General features: G+C 37.1%; 13 protein-coding genes and 1 pseudogene. 11 read left to right on the top strand and 3 right to left on the bottom strand.

Features of this window, described 5'->3' with window-relative positions; translation table 11 throughout:
• Position 1 precedes the first annotated feature (1 nt).
• On the top strand, positions 2-928 hold the full coding sequence (locus ALW18_06535; GenBank protein ID AOE54331.1) for a hypothetical protein: 927 nt from the start codon (positions 2-4) through the stop codon (positions 926-928).
• Positions 929-1,040: 112 nt separating this feature from the next.
• The gene (locus tag ALW18_06530; protein ID AOE52198.1) at positions 1,041-1,796 is read left to right on the top strand and encodes a hypothetical protein; all 756 of its coding nucleotides are present in this window, start codon (positions 1,041-1,043) and stop codon (positions 1,794-1,796) included.
• Positions 1,797-1,864: 68 nt separating this feature from the next.
• Here ALW18_06530 and ALW18_06525 read toward each other — a convergent pair whose 3' ends face one another.
• Positions 1,865-3,559, bottom strand: a complete 1,695-nt coding sequence (locus tag ALW18_06525; GenBank protein AOE52197.1) for a lysyl-tRNA synthetase — start codon at positions 3,557-3,559, stop codon at positions 1,865-1,867.
• 158 nt (positions 3,560-3,717) lie between these two features.
• On the opposite strand from ALW18_06525, the gene ALW18_06520 reads away from it, so the two are divergent.
• Complete coding sequence (locus tag ALW18_06520) at positions 3,718-4,440, top strand: octanoyltransferase (protein ID AOE52196.1); 723 nt, start codon at positions 3,718-3,720, stop codon at positions 4,438-4,440.
• Positions 4,441-4,459: 19 nt separating this feature from the next.
• On the opposite strand, the gene ALW18_06515 is transcribed toward ALW18_06520, so the two are convergent.
• Positions 4,460-5,077: a ribonuclease HII gene (locus tag ALW18_06515; GenBank protein ID AOE52195.1), complete on the bottom strand. Its 618-nt coding sequence runs from the start codon at positions 5,075-5,077 to the stop codon at positions 4,460-4,462.
• Between the two features lie 386 nt (positions 5,078-5,463).
• Here ALW18_06515 and ALW18_06510 point away from each other — a divergent pair.
• The 7 genes and pseudogenes from ALW18_06510 (at position 5,464) to ALW18_06480 (ending at position 17,093) form a co-directional block, all read left to right on the top strand.
• Positions 5,464-6,963 (top strand): annotated as a pseudogene (locus ALW18_06510) (hypothetical protein).
• 754 nt (positions 6,964-7,717) lie between these two features.
• The gene (locus ALW18_06505; protein AOE54330.1) at positions 7,718-10,588 is read left to right on the top strand and encodes a hypothetical protein; all 2,871 of its coding nucleotides are present in this window, start codon (positions 7,718-7,720) and stop codon (positions 10,586-10,588) included.
• Positions 10,589-10,606: 18 nt separating this feature from the next.
• Entirely contained in the window at positions 10,607-12,109 is a 1,503-nt protein-coding gene (locus tag ALW18_06500) for a hypothetical protein (GenBank protein ID AOE52194.1), read from the top strand.
• A gap of 11 nt (positions 12,110-12,120) precedes the next feature.
• Complete coding sequence (locus ALW18_06495) at positions 12,121-13,011, top strand: hypothetical protein (protein ID AOE52193.1); 891 nt, start codon at positions 12,121-12,123, stop codon at positions 13,009-13,011.
• A gap of 119 nt (positions 13,012-13,130) precedes the next feature.
• Entirely contained in the window at positions 13,131-15,101 is a 1,971-nt protein-coding gene (locus tag ALW18_06490; protein ID AOE52192.1) for a hypothetical protein, read from the top strand.
• 78 nt (positions 15,102-15,179) lie between these two features.
• A complete protein-coding gene (locus ALW18_06485) occupies positions 15,180-16,541 on the top strand; it encodes a cystathionine beta-synthase (GenBank protein ID AOE54329.1) in 1,362 nt (453 codons plus the stop codon).
• A 36-nt stretch (positions 16,542-16,577) separates the two neighbouring features.
• The gene (locus ALW18_06480; GenBank protein ID AOE52191.1) at positions 16,578-17,093 is read left to right on the top strand and encodes a DNA polymerase III subunit epsilon; all 516 of its coding nucleotides are present in this window, start codon (positions 16,578-16,580) and stop codon (positions 17,091-17,093) included.
• A gap of 2 nt (positions 17,094-17,095) precedes the next feature.
• On the opposite strand, the gene ALW18_06475 is transcribed toward ALW18_06480, so the two are convergent.
• Positions 17,096-18,772 carry a peptide-N-glycosidase gene (locus ALW18_06475; GenBank protein AOE52190.1) on the bottom strand — a complete coding sequence of 559 codons (1,677 nt, stop codon included), beginning with the start codon at positions 18,770-18,772 and terminating at the stop codon, positions 17,096-17,098.
• A gap of 81 nt (positions 18,773-18,853) precedes the next feature.
• On the opposite strand from ALW18_06475, the gene ALW18_06470 reads away from it, so the two are divergent.
• Positions 18,854-20,122: a hypothetical protein gene (locus ALW18_06470; protein AOE52189.1), complete on the top strand. Its 1,269-nt coding sequence runs from the start codon at positions 18,854-18,856 to the stop codon at positions 20,120-20,122.
• Positions 20,123-20,162: the final 40 nt, after the last annotated feature.

The following is a 20,162-nucleotide window of genomic DNA, read 5'->3' as shown; positions in this document are numbered from 1 at the left end:
CATGAAAAAATATATAGTGCTGGTACTGCTGGCCTTTCAGTTTGGGTTTGCAGCTACACCGCCACCTAATTTTATGAAATACCTCGACGATTGCGATGCTTGTGGCTGTTCTGCAAGCGGAGGAGGTATGGGTTTTAGCTCTATGCTGAACAAGAACTTTGTTGGCTTACGTTATTTCAATCAGAGCTATACCAGCAGGGATGGCATATTTAATAATTCGCCCTGGATAGATGAAAATTTTAATACCATTCAGCTATGGGCAAGAATCCCTGTTTTTAAAAATTTTCAGGTATCTGCGCTGGTTCCGTACCATTTCCATAACAGGAAGTTATCTACAGGAAAGCAAACAATTAATGGTTTAGGAGATATAACAGTGTTGGGATTGTATACTGTTTACCAAACACATAAAGACAGCACTGTTTTTATACATACGCTTCAGGCAGGTGCAGGGGTAAAAGCACCTACAGGTACTTACGATGCTGCAAATAAAGGGAGCGTAAACCCAAGCTTTCAGGTGGGTACAGGCAGCTGGGATTATCTTATGGCAGCAGAATACGTTATCCGCCATAAAGCGATTGGACTCAATACGATGGTTAATTACGCCATGAAGACCGAAAATAACGATCATTATCGTTTTGGAAACCAGTTTAACTATTCAGGTACATTTTTTTACGAGATAGATACTCCAAAATTTGCGATCGTCCCTCAGGCCGGACTTGCCGGGGAGTTGTATGAAACCAACAGGCAGTATAACGAAGATGTTCCCGATACCAAAGGCGATATCCTTTTTGGTAAGCTGGGTATAGAAGCAGGAACAGGTCGGTTTTCGGTAGGTGTAAATGGCATGCTGCCTATCTCGCAAAATCTTACAGGGGGCAGGGTAGAAGCTAATTATCGTTGGTCAGTCAATCTTAATTACAGTCTTTAATAGGTTTCAAGGTATCGATGTGCTATCGTTTTGTATAGTGTGATTACTAACTAAAGTATTAAAAATAAGTTGATAATTAATTACTTTTGCAGTGGTTAAATCAGTCAATCGTATGAGGGTTATTACAAAGATTTCTGTTAGTGAACAGAAAACTGTTATTGCAAAAGAGATAATTGGTGCCAATACTGAGGGGATAGAACCTAAAATTATATATACAAACCGCGAGATAGATGCCCGCAAAAATGTATTGCAGAATGCAGAGAAAATAATTCTGTATGCGCTTATTTTATTGTTGGGTATACACCTTGTAAGGCAGGATGCTTTAGAGGCTTTTACAGGGGTGTCTGCCAGTGCCTATTCTTTTATAGATGGCATGCAAACGGTGTTGTTGATTATTTGTAGTGGGATTTCTTTAAGGTATACGCTGTCTAAAAGGGCATATAGTTATCAGAGTATTTTTAATATACTATTTGGCTTTTCGGCCTATCTGTTACTGCTGGAGCAGGGTATATTTTTTTATGATAGTTCAGATTATATTTTGTGTCTATTTATAGGTATAACTATTTTGTGTTTTACAGGGCTTCAGGGATATAAATACAGACACAGTTTGTGGAGTGATTTTAAGGTGTATTATAAGACTAAAAGCTATGCTTTTGCCAGTTTTACATTATTTCTTGTATTGCTTTTGCCCGCTATGTTTAATGATGAAGTGTTTATGCAGGTGCAGGTAAATGATGTTTGCATCAGCCTAAGTGAAAAGATTACATTATACATGCAGCTGTTTGGTAATATATTCCTGCTGATCGCCATTGGTGAGTTTGCGCTTAAAGTAAGACAGCAGAATAAGATAGAAGCTATTTTTGAATAGGTTTTGCAATGTACAGTAAACAAGAAAGGCTCCCTACCAGGAGCCTTTTCTATATATAAGGGATTATATTATCCTTTAAATTCAACTGTTTTGCTATCACCTTCTACGGTAACTTTTACAAGTCCGTGTTTAGAAAGGCCTTTCATTGCAGCATCCCATTTTTTACCGCTTAAACCAGCTTGTGTTTTAAGAGCATCAAGGGCAAGTTGTCCGCTTACTTTAAGAAGTTCTGCAACCGCTTTCTCGTCTTCCGTAAGTTCAACCTGTTTTTTCTCAGGCCTCATCTGTGGGAAGAACAATACTTCCTGAATAGAAGGATTGTTTGTAAGGAACATAATTAACCTGTCCATACCAATACCTAATCCCGATGTTGGTGGCATACCATATTCAAGTGCGCGAAGGAAATCATTATCAATAAATTGAGCAGCTTCAACATCACCTCTTTCAGATAATTTAAGCTGAGCTTCAAAACGTTCTCTCTGGTCTATAGGGTCGTTAAGCTCAGAATATGCATTAGCGATCTCTTTACCACATATCATAAGTTCAAAACGTTCTGTAAGTTCCGGGTTATCACGGTGCTCTTTACAAAGCGGGCTCATTTCTTTCGGATAATCAGTAATAAATGTAGGTTGTATAAAGTTACCTTCACATTTTTCACCAAAAATCTCGTCAATAAGTTTTCCTTTACCCATTGTATCGTCAACAGCAATGCCCATGCCTTTGGCAGCTTCGTATATCTCCTGCTCAGATTTCCCGGTAATATCAAAACCGGTAAATTGCTTAATAGCATCGGTCATTGTTACGCGTGCATAAGGTGCCTTGAAGTTTACCTGGTGCTCGCCAAAAATAACATCAGATGTACCGTTAACTTCAATTGCGCAATACTCAAGAAGGTTTTCGGTAAATTCCATCATCCAGTTGTAGTCTTTGTAGGCTACATATATTTCCATTGCGGTAAATTCAGGGTTGTGTGTCCTGTCCATACCTTCATTACGGAAGTTTTTGGAGAATTCATAAACACCATCAAAACCACCAACTATAAGTCTTTTAAGGTATAGTTCGTTAGCAATCCTCATGTATAAAGGAATGTCAAGGCTGTTATGGTGTGTTACAAAAGGCCTTGCTGCTGCACCACCCGGAATAGGTTGTAATACAGGTGTCTCAACCTCAAAATAACCTTTTTCGTTAAAGAAATTACGCATTGCGTTGAACAGTTTTGTTCTTTTAACAAATACTTCTTTAACCTGCGGGTTAACTACAAGGTCAACATAGCGTTGGCGGTAACGAAGCTCAGGATCGCTAAAACTGTCAAACACTTTGCCGTCGGCATCAGTTTTTGGCATTGGCAATGGCCTAAGGGTTTTGCTTAAAAGGGTAAGCTCGTGTACACGAATAGATTTTTCACCTACCTGAGTAGTGAAAAGCTCACCTTTAAAACCTACGAAATCACCAAGATCTATAAGTTTTTTAAATACTTCATTATAAAGGGTTTTGTCTTCTCCGGGGCAAATCTCGTCACGGTTAACATAAACCTGAATACGGCCTTCGCTGTCCTGAAGTTCAGCGAAAGCGGCTTTACCCTGAACTCGTATCGACATTAAACGACCGGCAACAACCACCTTCCTGCCTTCAGAAAATTCTTCCTTAACCTTCTTAGATGTGTGGTCTACAGGATAAAGGTTTGCGGGATACGGATTGATGCCGAGGTTTCTCAGCGCATCCAGTTTTTCTCTACGAATAATTTCTTGTTCTGAAAGCTGCATGATTTATAATGTTTTTAAGCCCGCAAAGATAATGATTATTAACAAATAACCAATTGGTGTTATAGCTGCTAAAATCGCTTATTTGTTATGAATCCGGGCTTATGTAATCCCGACCGATAAGTTTCGTAATTTTGTAATGGATTTTAGAGTTAATGACGATGAATAAAAAAGTTCAGTTTTCAGACCTTGGGGTTAAAGACTATAAAGAGACATGGGAATTCCAGGAAAAATTATTCCAGGACGTATTAGATATAAAAATAAGAAACAGAAGGGAAGAGCTTACGCTTGAAACACCAAATTATCTACTATTCGTAGAGCATCCACATGTATATACATTGGGTAAAAGCGGTGACATAGAAAATCTGCTTCTCAATGAAAAACAGCTTGAGGTAAAAGGCGCATCATTTTACAAAATAAACAGGGGAGGGGATATAACATATCACGGCCCCGGACAGTTAGTAGGATATCCAATACTTGATCTTGAAAATTTCTTTACAGATATACATAAGTACCTCCGTTTTCTGGAAGAAGTAATTATTCTTACACTTGCAGAATATGGTCTTAATGGAGTTCGCAGTGAAGGTGAAACAGGAGTTTGGCTGGATGCGGGTACTCCGTTTGCCAGGAAAATATGCGCAATGGGTGTGAGGGCTTCACGCTGGGTAACTATGCATGGCTTTGCGCTTAATGTAAATGCAAACCTGGGCTACTTCGATAATATCATACCATGCGGTATAAAAGGTAAAGCGGTGGCAACTTTAAATGCAGAGCTTGGTGTTGAAGTTGTAAACGAAGAAGAAGTAAAAGAAAAAGTGCTTAAGCATTTTGCTGCACTTTTTGATGCTGAAATTCTCCAGAAAGAAAAATCACTACACCTATAATATATATAGGTGTAAAATATTATCCGGAATAATCAAAACCAAAGTCAATTTCCATTTGCTCCGGCAGTAATCGAAACGATTTGCGATGGTATTTGGTTATTCCGTATTTTCTTATGGCTTCTCGATGTTCCATAGTTGGGTAGCCCTTATTCTTCTTCCAGTTATACATAGGATACTCCTCGTGTATCATATTCATGTAATCATCCCTGTATGTTTTAGCAAGTATAGAGGCTGCCGCAATGCTCAGGTATTTTCCGTCTCCTTTAATAATACAGCTGTGCGGTATATCGTTTACAGGTTTAAATCTGTTGCCATCAACGATGATGTATTCCGGAATAGGAGTTAGTTTCACGATACATTCCTGCATCGCTTTTATTGAGGCGTTAAGAATATTTATCTCATCTATAATTTCAGGCTCAATATTTGTAACATGATAGCAAAGTGCTTTTTCCTGAATTAGTGGTCGAAGGTGTTCTCTTATTTTTTCGGATAACTGTTTTGAGTCATTTAAAAGATCAAGTTTAAAATCTTCCGGTAAGATAACGGCTGCAGCGGTTACAGGGCCGGCGAGGCATCCGCGACCAGCTTCGTCTGTGCCAGTTTCATATTTAAAGCCGGAAAAATTTAATGAAAGCATCTAAGAACAGGATTTAAACGTATATATAAGTGCAAAATAACGGGAAAAGTTTGAGTTTGAAAGCGTTTTCGTAGAAATTATGACTTTTTCTTCTAGGTTTTACGTCTATAAGATATATGTTTTTGTTATATTTACAATCGCTTTTTTAAATTATTTAACATTACGTACTACTTACTACAGAAATTGCTACATTATTAATTACTATTAAAACTAAAGAATAAATTATGAAAAAGAATACTGTGAGAATTTTTGTTCTTGCAATGACTTTGGCTGGCGTTTCAGCGTCCGCACAGAAAATAGCACTGCCTACTAAAAAGGCTAATATTTCGGAGTCATTAGCTGTAAAAAAATATCAGGAAGCTAAAGAAAAAAGAACTAAAAATTATGAAAATGCTGTAAGGCTTGCTAAACTTAATAATTGGCCCCTGGTTATAGAAGATGAGGCAGGTAAACATTCTTCTTTGGTTAGAGTTACCGAAGAAGGTACTCCTATATATATAACAACTACTAATGCAGGTTCTGCTATAACCTCACGTGCAAATTACCTTCAGCCAGGTGGTGAGTCTGGTTTAAATTTAACCGGAGAATATGAAGATGGTACGCAAATGCTAATAGGTGTTTGGGATGGAGGACATCCGCTGCTTAATCACCAGGCATTTGATAATAGAGCGATAGTTTATGATGGAGCTGCCGATGTACAGTATCATCCTACGCACGTAACAGCTACAATTATTGGAGGTGCAACCAATGCATTAGCAAAAGGTTTAGCACAAAAGGCTTTGGCGGCTTCATTTAGTTACAATGATGATTATGTGGAAATGGTTGCTAATGCAGATCAATTAATACTATCAAATCATTCCTATGGTATTAATGAAAGATTGCTTCCTGAGCCGACATTAACGGAATATAGAGGTTCTTACATTGAAGAATCTCAAGAGGTAGATAAAGTTACTTTTGATAATCCATATTATCAGCCGGTTTTTGCCGCAGGAAATGCTGGTGATTATCAACCTGACAGGTTAACCGATAGGTCTACCTCAAAAAATGGTATTGCTGTTGCGGCTATAAGGCAACTTAATAATTATACAGATCCTCAGGATGTTGAGCAGGCTAGCTTTACTAGTTATGGACCAACAAATGATAATCGTGTAAAACCGGATATCTCTGCAAAAGGTGTAGATGTATATTCTGCTACAAATGCGGGTTATAATTTATATGTTAATGAAAGCGGAACGTCAATGGCTTGTCCGGGAGTAACGGGAGCTTTAGCATTGGTTCAGCAATATTACGCAAATCTTCATACTCCTGAGGGAGCGGCTGTGAAAACTTATATGAGGTCATCTACTGTAAGGGCTCTTGTTGCTCATACTGCAGATGAAGCAGGTTTGGCTGATGGACCGGATAATATATTTGGATGGGGTGTTCTTAACGCTAAAAAAGCAGCTCAGGTTCTTGGTGCTGCAGCCAACAATACTACTGCGTCTGTTGAAGAATTAGTTCTTACTCCAAATCAAACGTATACAAAAACGATTTCAGCGTTAGGTAGTGAACCATTAGTTGCTACTATAGCATGGACAGATCCTGCAGGCGCTATTACAGTTAATAAAACTACTGCTGTTTTGATAAATGATCTTGATATTACGGTTACAAAAGGAAGTGAGATAAATTATCCGTGGAGACTGGATGATACAGGTAACTATGCTGAACGCGGGCAGAATAATGTTGATAATATTGAAAAAGTGGAGGTTGTTAATCCAGTAGGCGCTTATACCATTACTGTTAAGCATAAAAAATCAACGTTACAGAATCCTAATGGCGCGCCGCAACAAGCGTATTCTTTAATTATTTCGGGTATTACTAACAGTACTGTTGGAATTAATGAATCGAACGCTAAGACTTTTGTAGTATGGCCTAATCCGGCAGGTGAAGAGTTAAATATATCTTTTCCTGGTGGTGTGGAGAAAAATGCATCTGCTATCGTATATGATGCTCAGGGAAGACAGGTTCTGTCTGCCGCATTGTTAAATGCTGATACGGTCTTAAATGTTCAAGGTCTTGCTAGTGGTATATATATGGTTAATGTTACCAATGGTGAAAGAACTGAAGTTGAGAAGATTATAATAAAATAATTTTTTATTCTAAAAAAGATCTATACTACGCAACCATTTTATAATTGTTGCATCTATAAAGAAACGTTAACAAAATTGTTGACGTTTCTTTATAATTTAAAAAAAGCTGTAGTATGTGGTCAATTATTGTCAATATGTTGTGGATTTTGCATTTACACTAAAAAATATTGAAATTTAGCGTTGCCTGGCAATGTTAAAAGTTTGTTATATTAAAATAAATTAATAGATTTGCAACTTAACTAACTCAAATTAATTAAATATGAAATCAAAGTTTACTTGGATTTTTACGCTTTTGTTGGCGTTTTTTATTCAGTTTTCCTTTGCGCAAGAGAAAACCATTACAGGTGTCGTTTCAGATGCTACCGGTATGCCAATACCTGGTGCTAACGTAACTGTTGAAGGTTCTCAGCAAGGAGTACAGACTGATTTTGATGGGAAATATTCCATTACTGCTTCTGTTGGGCAGAAGCTTGTGTTTACATATGTAGGTATGGCCACACAAACAAAAACTGTGGGCGCTTCAAGTGTTGTTTCGGTACAATTGGCTGATGACGCTAAAGTTCTTGATGATGTAATTGTTGAAGCTTACAGAACAACAACCAGAGCAACTTCAAATATTGCTGTTACAACTGTTACTTCTAAAACTATAGAAGGCAGGCCAAATGCTAACTTTATTCAGACACTACAAGGGCAGGTTCCTGGTTTGAATATTTCAACAGGTTCTGGTCAGCCGGGTGCTAACAGTACTGTTATCCTTAGGGGTATTGGGTCTATCAATGGTAACGTTGAGCCTTTATATGTTATCGATGGAGTGCCTTTGAATTCTGATAACTTTAGAAGTATCAACCCTAATGATATCGAATCGGTGTCGGTTCTTAAAGATGCTGGTGCTACATCTATTTATGGTAACAGGGGTTCTAACGGTGTTATTATCGTTAAAACTAAAAGAGGAAGCTTTAACTCTTCTTTGAATATTAAATATACTGGTACTACTAGTTTTACTGCTATGCAGAATAATGATTATAACAAGATGAACTCAAGAGAGTTATTAACTCTTGAAAGAACATACGGTCAATCTGCGGTAGGTCGTAGAAATCCAGGTCTTGGTAATACAGGTGGTTTTTCAGAGGCGGGAAATAAAGTTCCTATGACTGATGCAGAAATAGCTGCTTATGGTGTTAATACTGATTGGTATAAAGAATTATTTAGAACAGGTTTAGCACAAAACCACGTATTAAGCTTATCTAGTGGTGGAGAAAACCTTTCGTCATTTACTTCATTTGGTTATTATGATATGGAAGGTGTTTTAAGAGGTTCTGATCTTAAAAGATTTAACTTTAGAAACAACTTAAGTGGAAAAAGTAATGATAGCAGGTTTACTTATAATACAGCGGTAACTATTAACTACTCTGTAAGGAATGAGGCTGCTAACTTAGGTACAGGTGCGGTTAATATTAACCCTATTCTTGGTGCTAACAACGGTGCTCCTTATATCAGCCCGTCTTGGTATACTAATGGGCAGGATTTATTTAACTGGTATAGAACTGGTGCACGTCCTGAAGGAGTGCCGGATATAGGTCGTAATACACTTGCTTTAAGCCCTCTTATGCTTTTAGACAGGATGAAAACAGGTACGTTACGTACTAATGAAATCAAAATGATTGGTAATGTTCAGGCGGGCTATAAGCTTACTGATGATCTTACATTAGCTACTTCAATTGGTGCTGATTTTACAGAGGCTAATGGTCTTAACGTTGAAGCTCCTCAATCATTTAATGCATTCCTTTTTCAGAACCCAGGTGAGACATTTATAGGTTTCCAAAATGAGAGTTTTGCAAGAGAGTTTTCATTTACAATGAATAACAGTCTTAACTACAGAAAAACTTTTGCTGAAAAACATTCACTTGATGCTTCTATATTCACTGAGTATTATAAAGCACATCAAAAATCGTTTTCTGCTACACAGAATGGTTTAGATACTAAAGTATTTGAGCCGGGTAACGGTGCGGGTTATATACCATTTAACCCTAATACTCCTAACTTCTATGTTCCGAATGTAGGTTCAGGAAAAGCAACTGCCGGTCTATTCTCATATTTTGGTTCAGTAGATTATGATTATGATCAAAGATTTGGTCTTGCGGCTACCGTACGTAGGGATGCATCATATAGGTTCTCAGATACTAATAAATGGGGTACTTTCTGGTCAGTTTCTGGTCGTTGGAATATTGATAAAGAAAGCTTTATGCAGGGTTCAGCATTCAATATGCTAAAACTTAGAGCTTCTTATGGTACTACAGGTAACCAAAACATTGCAGGTCAGAGTATATTTGCTGCTCCAAACAGTTCAAGGACTTTGTTTGACCAGACAACTGGATATTCTCAGCTTCCTGCTTATACTGTTGTACAGCTTGGTAATGCAGACCTTAAATGGGAAACTACAGAGCAAGCTAACGTTGGTTTAGATTTTGAAGTGTTCTCTGGTAGGTTAAGAGGTAACCTTGACGGTTATATCAGAACCACTAAAGATCTTTATCAGTCAACTCCAATATCAGGTATCAATGGTACTTACTCTATTCTTTCTAATAATGGTAGTTTAAGAAATAGTGGTGTTGAAGCTTTATTAAATTATGAGCTTATAAAATCTAAAGATTTCTTCCTTAATTTAACTTTCAACGGTTCATATAACAAAAATGAATTCATTGATATCCCAAGTGAAGAAGGATTTATTGATAACGGCTTACAAGCTAACGTAGTTGGCGGTGCTTTTGGTCAGTTCTATACTATAAAATATGCAGGTGTTAACCCTACAAATGGTAACCTATTATTCTATACGGCTGATGGTCAGTTAACAGAGAATCCTAATCCTGAAACAGACAGAAGATTGACAGGAAAAGCTCCTATACCTACTTTCCAGGGTGGTTTTGGATTTGAAGCTAACTATAAAGGTTTCTATCTTACAACTCAGTTCTCTTATGTAGCTGATATTTACAGATTTGATTACGATTTAGAAGGTCTTCAGGATCCAACTGATATTGGTATCTTCAATAAATCAACTGATTTGTTTAATGCATGGAGACCTGATAACAGGGTTACAGATATACCTTCATTATATTTAACAAATAAGGCACTTGATTCAAGTTCAGACAGATATCTTAAAGATGCATCTTATGTAAGATTAAGATATGCTACTTTAGGTTATGATTTCAATAAACAATTACTTGAGAAAACTCCTTTTACAAACATAAGAGCTTTCGTTCAGGGTGAAAATCTACTTACATGGTCTAAATGGAGAGGATGGGATGCAGAAAGTAACAGAGGCGGTGATCAATACCAGTATCCTACTCCAAGAATCTTTTCTGTAGGTCTTGAATTACAATTTTAAAAAATAACGAGAAAGATTATGAAAAATTTTAGAATATTATTATTTGTTGTTGCTGCATCTCTTTTTGCTGCGTGTGATGACGCTATTGATATTAAGCAGCCTAGTGAACTTTTGCCGGAGGATACATTCGAAACTATAGCGGATCTTCAGCTTGGTCTTAACGGTGTATATGGTGCAGTTGGAGGAGAAAGTGCTATACTTTTTACATCTATATTCACAGATGAAGTAAGAGTTGGTGTTGCTAATGGTGGTCAGGGTGTTGGTGATGGAGGACTATCGTTTCTTCTTAACAGTAACTCTGGTTCTGCCGAATCTATATGGGTGAATAATTATACTGTAATTAACTTCGCTAACAGGTTAATATTAGGTTCTCAGAATGTAGAGATTACAGAGGAAGAACAAGGTGTGTTTAATGATGTGATTGCTCAGGCTCGTGCTCTTAGAGCTTATGCACACATACAATTGCTTACTTATTTTTCAACTGATATGAAAGATGATAATGCACCTGGTGTTATTGCTGTTGATTTTGTTCCTACAACAGATCAAAAACTTCCACGTAATACTAATGGTGAAGTATATACGCTTATAAACAGCGATCTTGATTTTGCTGACGCAAATCTTATAAGCCAATCTAATCCTGCAAGAACTTATATTTCCAAGGATGTTATCACTGCAATTAGAGCACGTCTTGCTGCTTATAGAGGTCAATATACTGAGGCAGAAGGTTATGCTGACTTGCTAATTGCAAAACCTACAGCGTATGGATTAGCTACTTTTGGCACTTACAATCCTGCTAACCCTGTAAATACAGCTGCTAATAGCAACTATTATAGGGTGTTTAGAGATCTTTCTGTACCTGCTGCGCAAGGTGAAGTTATTTTTAAACTTGACAGAGTTAGCAGTGGTAGTACTGGTAACTTCTATCAGGCATGGTCTTCTGTAAACAGTTCAACAAGTGGTGGTGCTTTCTTTGAAGTAAGTACTGCACTTTTCAACAGGCTTGCTGAAAATGATGTTAGACGTATAGTTGTTGTTGATCCTTCTTCTTATTTAACTGGATTTACTGTTAGACCTGTAGGTAAATATGCAGGGTCTGATAATATTAACTTGTTAAATGATGTTAAAGTGTTCAGAATTTCTGAGATGTATCTAATTAAAGCAGAAGCTATGGCTAGCCGTGGTGATTTTGCAGGTGTTGCTGCTCAGATCAATAGAATCCGTTTGGCACGTTTCACTAATGCTACAGGTAGAGATATTGCTACACCTGCTTCTGCTCAGGAAGCTTGGGCTGCAATTCTTAACGAAAGAAGAGTTGAACTTGCATTTGAAGGACACCGTTATATCGACATTAAACGTTTAGGTGCATTTGCTAATGCTGGTATTGATAGAGTTAATTCTGAATGTCAGCAGTTTGATGCTTGTTCTCTTAATTTGACGGATCACAGATGGACATTGCCAGTTCCAAGGGCTGAGCTTTCTGCAAATCCTAATATCCAACAAAACCCAGGTTATAATAATTAATAATAAATAGTATGAAAAGATATATTTTAAAGTCGGCCCTGCTTATTTTGGGTATGGCGACTTTGATTAGCTGTGATGAAGATACTGTAACTTACGGTGGTAAGAATTTCGTTACATTGGAAAGGGTTGCTACAGACAGATTAACATTTTTTGAACATTTAGGTGTTTCAGAAATCCCTGTCAATCTTGCATTCCCGGTTAACCATGACGTTATTGTTAAGTTTTCTGTTGATAAAGGTGCTACAGGAACAGCAGAAGAAAATGTTGATTATACCGTAGAATCTAAAGAGGTTGTTATTCCTGCTGGAGCTACTTCTGGGCTTATTAAAATTAACGTTATTAATAACGATGTTCAGAACGATTCTAAAGCGTTTGAGATAAGACTAACTGAGGTGTCAGATACTAACATAACTCTAGGTGTAGAGGACGAAGGTTCTAAATTCAAAAGATTCCTGATTGTTAACGATGACTGTACTACTAACTTCTTTGATTTTGTTGGAGAATTCTATGTGACGTCAACAGCAACTGGTGACGATCTTGGTATCGCTACAGTTGATGTAAATGATAACGGTGATTGTAATATCATAAGAATTTCTGGTCCAATTGGCTCAAGCCCAACTTTAGGAGATTTTACAACAGACAGATTCCTTGAATTTACGATGGCACCTGCCGGGACAAACAAGAACTCTGGTTCATTAACAGCTGTACAGCAAGCTCTTTGTACAGATTGTTGGACATATCAGGGTAATGATCAAACGCTATTGTATACCGGCGGAGGTTCTTTCAGCACTAATTTAACTACTGGTGTAAGAAGAATTAATATCAACGGTAACCTAACACCTGCTAGTGGTATTATACCATCTCAGACTATGGGCGTTATTTTGGAAAAAATTACAGAATAATTGTAATATTTAATTGTATAAATTTTAAGAGGCTTTCGTAAGAAAGCCTCTTTTTTTGCGTTATTTTTACATTTGCTGATATATAAAAATAAGTACCTTTGCGAAAATCTAAAACTTACATGTTTAAAAAGTGTGTCGTCTTTTTTTTATGTCTATTTCCTCTTTTCCTTTTTTCACAGGTAAAGAAAAATGATACTGAAAAACCTCGTAAAAGTCTTATAGGTAAACCGAAATCTGCAAAATCGAAAGATTCTATAGCTACGGTAGATATGTATAAGATAATTACTTTTGACAGGGACACAACTTTTGTAGATACAGCACTTACCCTTAAAAAAGAATATGAACTTAATTATCTGAGAAAAGATAATTTTGGACTTCTACCTCTGAATAATGACGGGCAGGCTTATAATATTCTGGATTATGGACTCACAAAGTTTAATCCTTTCCCCGAAATGGGCTTTAAGGGAAAACATTATGCCTATGTTGAAGCAGAGGACGTAAATTATTACCATGTTGCTACACCATACACCGACCTGATGTATAGATCGGTTATAGAGCAAGGTCAAATACTTGATGCTTTAATAACTCTTAATACTTCAGAGAACCTTAATTTTGCGCTAGGCTACAAAGGACTTAGGTCGTTGGGGCGTTATATAAATCAGCTTTCAAGCAATGGTATATTTCGTTTTGTATCAAGTTACAATACCAAAGATAAACGATACATGCTGAGGCTTCATTTTACAGGCCAGGATTTTACCAATCAGGAAAATGGGGGAATCATAGATCCGTCACTTTTTGAAAGTGGTCAGGAACCTTACACACAAAGGGAAAGGCTTGACGTTTTTTCCAGAGATGGAAAATCTATTTTAAAAGGAAACAGATACTTTATTGATCATACATTCAGGTTGAATAAGGATAATCCTAATAGTATTGTTTTTCATCACCAATTTAATTACGAGAATAAATTTTTTGAATATAGCCAGCCTACTTATGTAGCCCGTTACGGCGAAACGTATTCGCAATCTATAAGTAATAAGACGCGCTATAATCGTATGTATAATATGATTGGGGCAGCTTACAGTAATGAAACTATCGGTAATATTGAATTTTACCTTGAAGATTTTAATTACAATTATTTTTACAGGAGTATAATTCTTGGAAGTGACGGGAAAATAGAAACGCCGAATTCTCTTAGCGACAGGATCAATACCTATGGCGCGCGTTATACGTACCAGAAAGATAAATGGAAGGGGAGTGTTTTGTTTTCTAATTCAATCACAAACCAGTCATTGGCGAATATAGATGCTTCTGCCCGGTATACTTTTGATGAGAAGAATATCGTATCGGCTCGCTATCAGAACATGAATAAACTCCCTGATAACAGTTACAACCTTCTTCAAAGCGATTACAAAAGTTACAATTGGCCAAGAAGAGTTGGCGATAACGTAATTGGGAACTTTAAAAACGAAAAAATTAATAATTTTGAATTTGAAGCAAAAACCAAATGGCTTAATGCTTCTGTACAATATACTATCCTAAAAGATCACTTATATTTTGATGGGCATGAGGTCACTGGTCGTCAGGTGGGGTTAACCAGTATAGACACTTTATATGTTACACCTACTCAAAATGGTAATACCATAAATTATCTGTCTGTTAAGGCTTCAAGAGAATTTAAATTTGGAAATTTTGCCCTTGATAATACTTTTCTATACCAAAATGTACAACAAACAGGCAATATCCTGAACGTGCCGTCATTCGTAACGCGAAATACACTTTATTATTCAGACAGGGTATTTAAAAATGCGTTGTTTTTTCAGGCAGGTGTTACATTCCAGTATTTTACAAAGTACTACGCTAATGATTACAATGCTATGGTGGGTGACTTTTATGTACAGGATGCCAAAAAGATTGGAAATTTCCCATTGTTTGATTTCTTTATTAATGCAAAGATTCAGGAATTCAGGCTTTTTATAAAAGCAGAACATCTTAACTCTGCTTTTTCAGGATATAATTATTATTCAACACCAAATCAGCCGTATAAAGACTTTACGCTTCGCTTTGGTGTAATTTGGGATTTCTTCTCTTAATTATTTAACTATAGTTTTAATAGCAATAATTATCTTTGCAGCTGATTGCCATAGCTTTTGGCAGCTAATTTTATAAAAATGAAATACGCAAAAAATATACTTGAGACCATAGGTAATACGCCAATGGTAAAACTTAATAAGCTAACAGAAGGTATAGAGGCTCTTGTGCTGGCTAAAGTAGAAACTTTTAATCCGGGTAATTCTGTTAAAGACAGGATGGCTGTCAAGATGATTGAAGACGCAGAAGCTGATGGAAGGCTCAAGCCGGGAGGTACTATTATTGAAGGAACATCTGGTAATACCGGAATGGGGCTTGCTTTAGGTGCTATTGTAAAAGGGTACAAGCTTATTTGCGTTATTTCGGATAAGCAATCGAAAGAAAAAATGGATATCCTTCGTGCTGTAGGTGCCAGGGTTGTTGTTTGTCCTACTGATGTAGAGCCAACTGATCCGCGTTCATATTATTCGGTTTCTAAAAGACTTGCTGAAGAAACTCCAAATTCATGGTATGTGAATCAGTATGATAACCTATCTAATACCGCAGCACATTACGAGCAGACTGCTCCGGAAATTTGGGAACAGACGGATGGCAAGATTACGCATTTTGTTGTAGGAGTGGGAACGGGAGGTACTATATCCGGCGTTGCAAAGTATTTAAAAGAAAGAAACCCAAATATTAAAATTTGGGGTATAGATACTTACGGCTCAGTGTTTAAGAAATACCACGAGACCGGTATTTTTGATGAAAACGAAATATACTCTTATATTACAGAAGGTATAGGTGAAGATATTCTTCCGAAAAATGTTGATTTTTCACTTATAGATGGTTTTACAAAAGTAACAGATAAAGATGCTGCTGTATATACACGAAGGCTTGCTCTTGAGGAGGGCATCTTCGTAGGTAACTCTGCCGGAGCTGCGATTAAAGGTGTGCTCCAGCTTAAAGATGAATTTAAACCTGGTGATGTAGTTGTAGTTCTTTTCCACGATAGCGGAAGCCGTTACGTAGGTAAAATGTTTAACGATGACTGGATGCGCGAGCGTGGTTTCCTTGATGAGGAACTTACTAAAGCGGAAGACTTAATTAAAGATCACTCTGATAAACCACTTGTAATTGTGCGAACTGAAGAACTGGTTTCTCACGCTATAGAACGCCTTCGTAAATACAAGATATCTCAAATACCGGTTATAGATACTAACGGTTTTGTTGGTTCTATTGATGAGACGGATCTTTTCAGAAGTTATGTGGAAGACAAAGATATTGCAGAAAAACCGATCCGCGAGATAATGGGTAAACCTTATCCTGTTGTAAGAGCTAATACTTCTATCGAAGAAATATCAAAACTGATTAATAAAGACAATCAGGCGGTATTAGTAGATTTAGGAAATGGTAAGCATCATATTATTACCAAACATGATATTATCAGCTCAATAAAATAATATATTCAGCCCCCGCTTGCGGGGGCTTTTTACTACCTGATTATGAATTTTACAGCTATAGATTTTGAGACTGCAACAGGGTACGCACACAGTGCCTGCGCTGTTGGCCTTGTTACCGTAGAGAACGGGGTTATAGTTGAAGAATACCACACGCTTATTCAGCCGCCGGATAATGAATATTGGTACCGTAATATTATGGTTCATGGCATCAAGCCCGTAGAAACAATGCATCTGCCAACCTTTGATGATCTTTTTCCTGAAATAAGGCAACGCATATTTGGCAGAAAGCTGATTGCTCACAATGAATCTTTTGATCGTAGCGTGCTTACTAAAACTATGCGGTACTATGGTTTGTATTACGATGAACTGGAGTTAGCCGATAAATGGGAATGCACGTGCAAAATATATAAAGCAAAAGGCTATAAACCTGCAAACTTAAAAGCTTGCAGTGATCGTAACGGTATTCAGCTAAATCACCATGAGGCATTGTCTGATGCACGCGCCTGTGCTAAGTTGTATATGCTGCATAACGGACAGCTTGAATTGCTGTAAAGCTATTCATTGCCTATCAAAACTCCCGAAACATTCCAGGCACTAAAGTAATTGCCTTCTGAGGCTCCCTGAGGAATTTTTACTATTATAGTGTGTTTGCCTGCTTTGAGGTCACCCAGGCTTATAAATTCAGGGTTGGTTACAGTTCCTGGGCACCAGTTAGAACGGCTGTAGTCTGAAGATGAAAGACCATTATCAAAATTTCCTGATACCGGATTGAATAATCGGTAGGATCCACAATCCTGTCTCCATGGAATAAAAGCAAAAGCCTGTTGTCCATCCAATAATATAGTATTCTTTTTAGGTACAAATTCATCACCTGCTTCCCATCCGCCGTGTCCGGTCGTGATATAGCGTAAAGTTGCATTCTTAATATTTTTATCCAAAACGAAATTTACTTCAAGGCCGTTGTCGCTGCTAAACATGGTTCCGTAGTCCTGCTGTGCCATTTCCATAACATTGGTTGTGTTAAACAATGGTAATACAAAATTAGATTTGTTGTTTAGGTTGTTGTCTTGATGTATAGTTATAGACAGGTTTATTTTGTGTCCGCCTTTATCATAATTGCCAATGAACGTTCCTATCCAGTATTCTTTATTACTAAGTTTTGATTGCAGCTCTGAAATTTCTTCCCTGTAAGGAACTATGTCATGCCACATTTTATCTTTAAGCTTTACGTGGTTGTATCGCTTTATTCCAAAAGGGGTAAAAAATCGTATCAATTCCAAAAGAGGAGTATAATTGCCATCTAACGTCACGCCATAATATTTCTTTCCGTTGCCATTTTCATATAAAGGCAATGCCGTGATACCGTTTTTTAATCCGTTGAAAAAAGAATGCTCTTCATCTGCAGGAATTGCAAAAACAGATCCTGTTCTGTCGTAGGCGTCTCCGTTAGACTGTTCAGTAAGCTCAACGTAAGTTTGGCTTCCCGGTTTTATTTCGGGGAATTTTACTTTTTTAAGGATAATAGTACCATTTGCAAATCGTAAGATACTGTCATTTGATTTTGATGCATCCGAAAAATTAATCACTTCATCTTTAAAAACTTCTATAGTTGTAAATCTGGCTTTCCAGATCATATCCCTGTGCGTGACCATATCGATTAACTTAATATTTTTAGGAATGATGTCGAGATAAGTGGAAGCATCCCTAAGCTTTTCAACTTTTATAGCGGTTACAACATAGTTTCCATTGCGGATGGTTTCCAGCACAAGTCCAAGGTTTTGGCCTAGTAAAGATGGCGATCCTTTTAACCCTAACTCATTTGTGTACCAGACTTCAATCGTATTCGAGTTTATTATTGTCCTAGCTTTTTTGCATTTATAACCTAAAATTGTTTTAGTATCAGGAAGTAATTCGAACGATTGCTTTTTTAGCGATAAACTATCACGTGTTGCTACGCTTTTGTCGGTACTTAGTTTTGCTATATTAATGTATGAGTTATCAGTATAGTTTATTACGAGTTGTTCAATTGGGAATTCAGCTTTGTTGTCAAGAATAGATTTACTGCTTATCCTTGAATTTTCTGAATTTGAAAAAACGAGAATAGGATTGTTTTCTTCAACCGGAGTACCCATGTTTACCTTTTGATACGTTACCTTAATGGCATTTGGCTTTTTTTGGGAATAGCTAAAAAAGGAAACTAAAAGTACTGCTAAGGCAAAAAGCTGCTTCATGATAAATAAGTTAGTCGGCAAATATAGCAAACATTTTAGTTTGTTATTTTTTATTACTTTCGTGTCTGTAAGAGTATTTGTATGAAAGAAGATTTTCTGCACTATGTATGGCAGTTTAAAAAGTTTGATGTGCTGAATGTGAAAACAGTACAGGGAGAGCCTATAACTATTCTCAATTCGGGACAATACCTGCAACTGGCCGGCCCGGATTTCTTTAATGCACAAGTTGCCATTGGGAATCAAAAATGGGCAGGAAATGTTGAGATACATATAAAATCGTCTGATTGGTATATTCACAGCCATGAAACAGATACGGCTTATGATAATGTAATACTGCATGTGGTTTGGGAACACAACACAGAAGTTTTCAGGAAAGACAATACGGAAATTCCGGTTATCGAACTGAAACACTATGTTGCTACAGATATACTTGCCAATTACAATTCACTGTCTTCTGCTAAATCATGGATCTATTGTGAGAAAGAGCTTGAAAATATGGATGGCTTTGTTTTAGACAATTGGAAAGAACGCTTGTTTTTTGAACGCCTTGAGCGAAAGTCAAAACCGATTACACAGTTAGCTGCAAGCCTTGGTAATGATTGGGAAGCAGTTTTGTTTAACTTTCTGGCAAAAAGTTTCGGACTTAATACAAATGGTGAAACCTTTTTCGCGATTGCGCAGTCGCTGCCTTTTTCAGTAGTACGAAGGGAAAGTTTTGAATTTGAAAATCTGGAAGCGTTGTTTTTCGGGAGAGCGGGGCAGTTTGATATAGATCATGAAGATATGTACGTAAAAGATTTAAAACAGCGCTACGATTATATCTGCCATAAATATAGAGTAGAGCCTGCTCATGTTAATCCGCTTCAGTTCTTTAAGCATCGTCCTGATAATTTCCCCACAATAAGGCTGTCGCAATTGGCACAGCTTTATCACAAACATCAAAACCTGTTCTCTAAAATTATAGAGGCAACTTCTATTGAAGCTATTTATAAGGTGTTTGATGTTCAGGCATCAGAGTACTGGCAGACCCATTATACTTTTGATAAAGAGAGTGTAAAAAAGCGTAAATCGTTAACGACTTCGTTTATAGACCTTATCATTATAAATACAATTATACCTTTTAAGTTTGCATATAGCAGAAGTGTAGGGAAGGAGGAAACCGATTTTCTTGTGCAGCTTTTGCAACAATTATCGCCTGAGAAAAATACGATTATTGATAAATTCAGATCGTTTAAGGTGGATATACAGTCGGCATATGATACACAATCGCTATTACAGCTTAAGAATGAATACTGTACAAACAAGCGCTGCCTGCAATGTGCCGTTGGATTAGAGCTACTAAAAAAGTAAGCAGATATTATACAAGCTAAACCATAAACGATTACTTTTG

It is taken from the genome of Flavobacterium psychrophilum, from assembly GCA_001708385.1.
GTDB lineage: Bacteria > Bacteroidota > Bacteroidia > Flavobacteriales > Flavobacteriaceae > Flavobacterium > Flavobacterium psychrophilum_A.
The sequence above is the reverse complement of the archived record's forward strand: the minus strand, read 5'-3'. Positions and strand labels throughout refer to the sequence as shown.

Coding starts and splice junctions, on each gene's coding strand:
- ALW18_06520 (AOE52196.1), top strand. CDS start 3,718: ATGAATAAAAAAGTTCAGTTTTCAGACCTTGGGGTTAAAGACTATAAA.
- ALW18_06470 (AOE52189.1), top strand. CDS start 18,854: ATGAAAGAAGATTTTCTGCACTATGTATGGCAGTTTAAAAAGTTTGAT.
- ALW18_06535 (AOE54331.1), top strand. CDS start 2: ATGAAAAAATATATAGTGCTGGTACTGCTGGCCTTTCAGTTTGGGTTT.
- ALW18_06490 (AOE52192.1), top strand. CDS start 13,131: ATGTTTAAAAAGTGTGTCGTCTTTTTTTTATGTCTATTTCCTCTTTTC.
- ALW18_06500 (AOE52194.1), top strand. CDS start 10,607: ATGAAAAATTTTAGAATATTATTATTTGTTGTTGCTGCATCTCTTTTT.
- ALW18_06495 (AOE52193.1), top strand. CDS start 12,121: ATGAAAAGATATATTTTAAAGTCGGCCCTGCTTATTTTGGGTATGGCG.
- ALW18_06475 (AOE52190.1), bottom strand. CDS start 18,772: ATGAAGCAGCTTTTTGCCTTAGCAGTACTTTTAGTTTCCTTTTTTAGC.
- ALW18_06515 (AOE52195.1), bottom strand. CDS start 5,077: ATGCTTTCATTAAATTTTTCCGGCTTTAAATATGAAACTGGCACAGAC.
- ALW18_06530 (AOE52198.1), top strand. CDS start 1,041: ATGAGGGTTATTACAAAGATTTCTGTTAGTGAACAGAAAACTGTTATT.
- ALW18_06525 (AOE52197.1), bottom strand. CDS start 3,559: ATGCAGCTTTCAGAACAAGAAATTATTCGTAGAGAAAAACTGGATGCG.
- ALW18_06485 (AOE54329.1), top strand. CDS start 15,180: ATGAAATACGCAAAAAATATACTTGAGACCATAGGTAATACGCCAATG.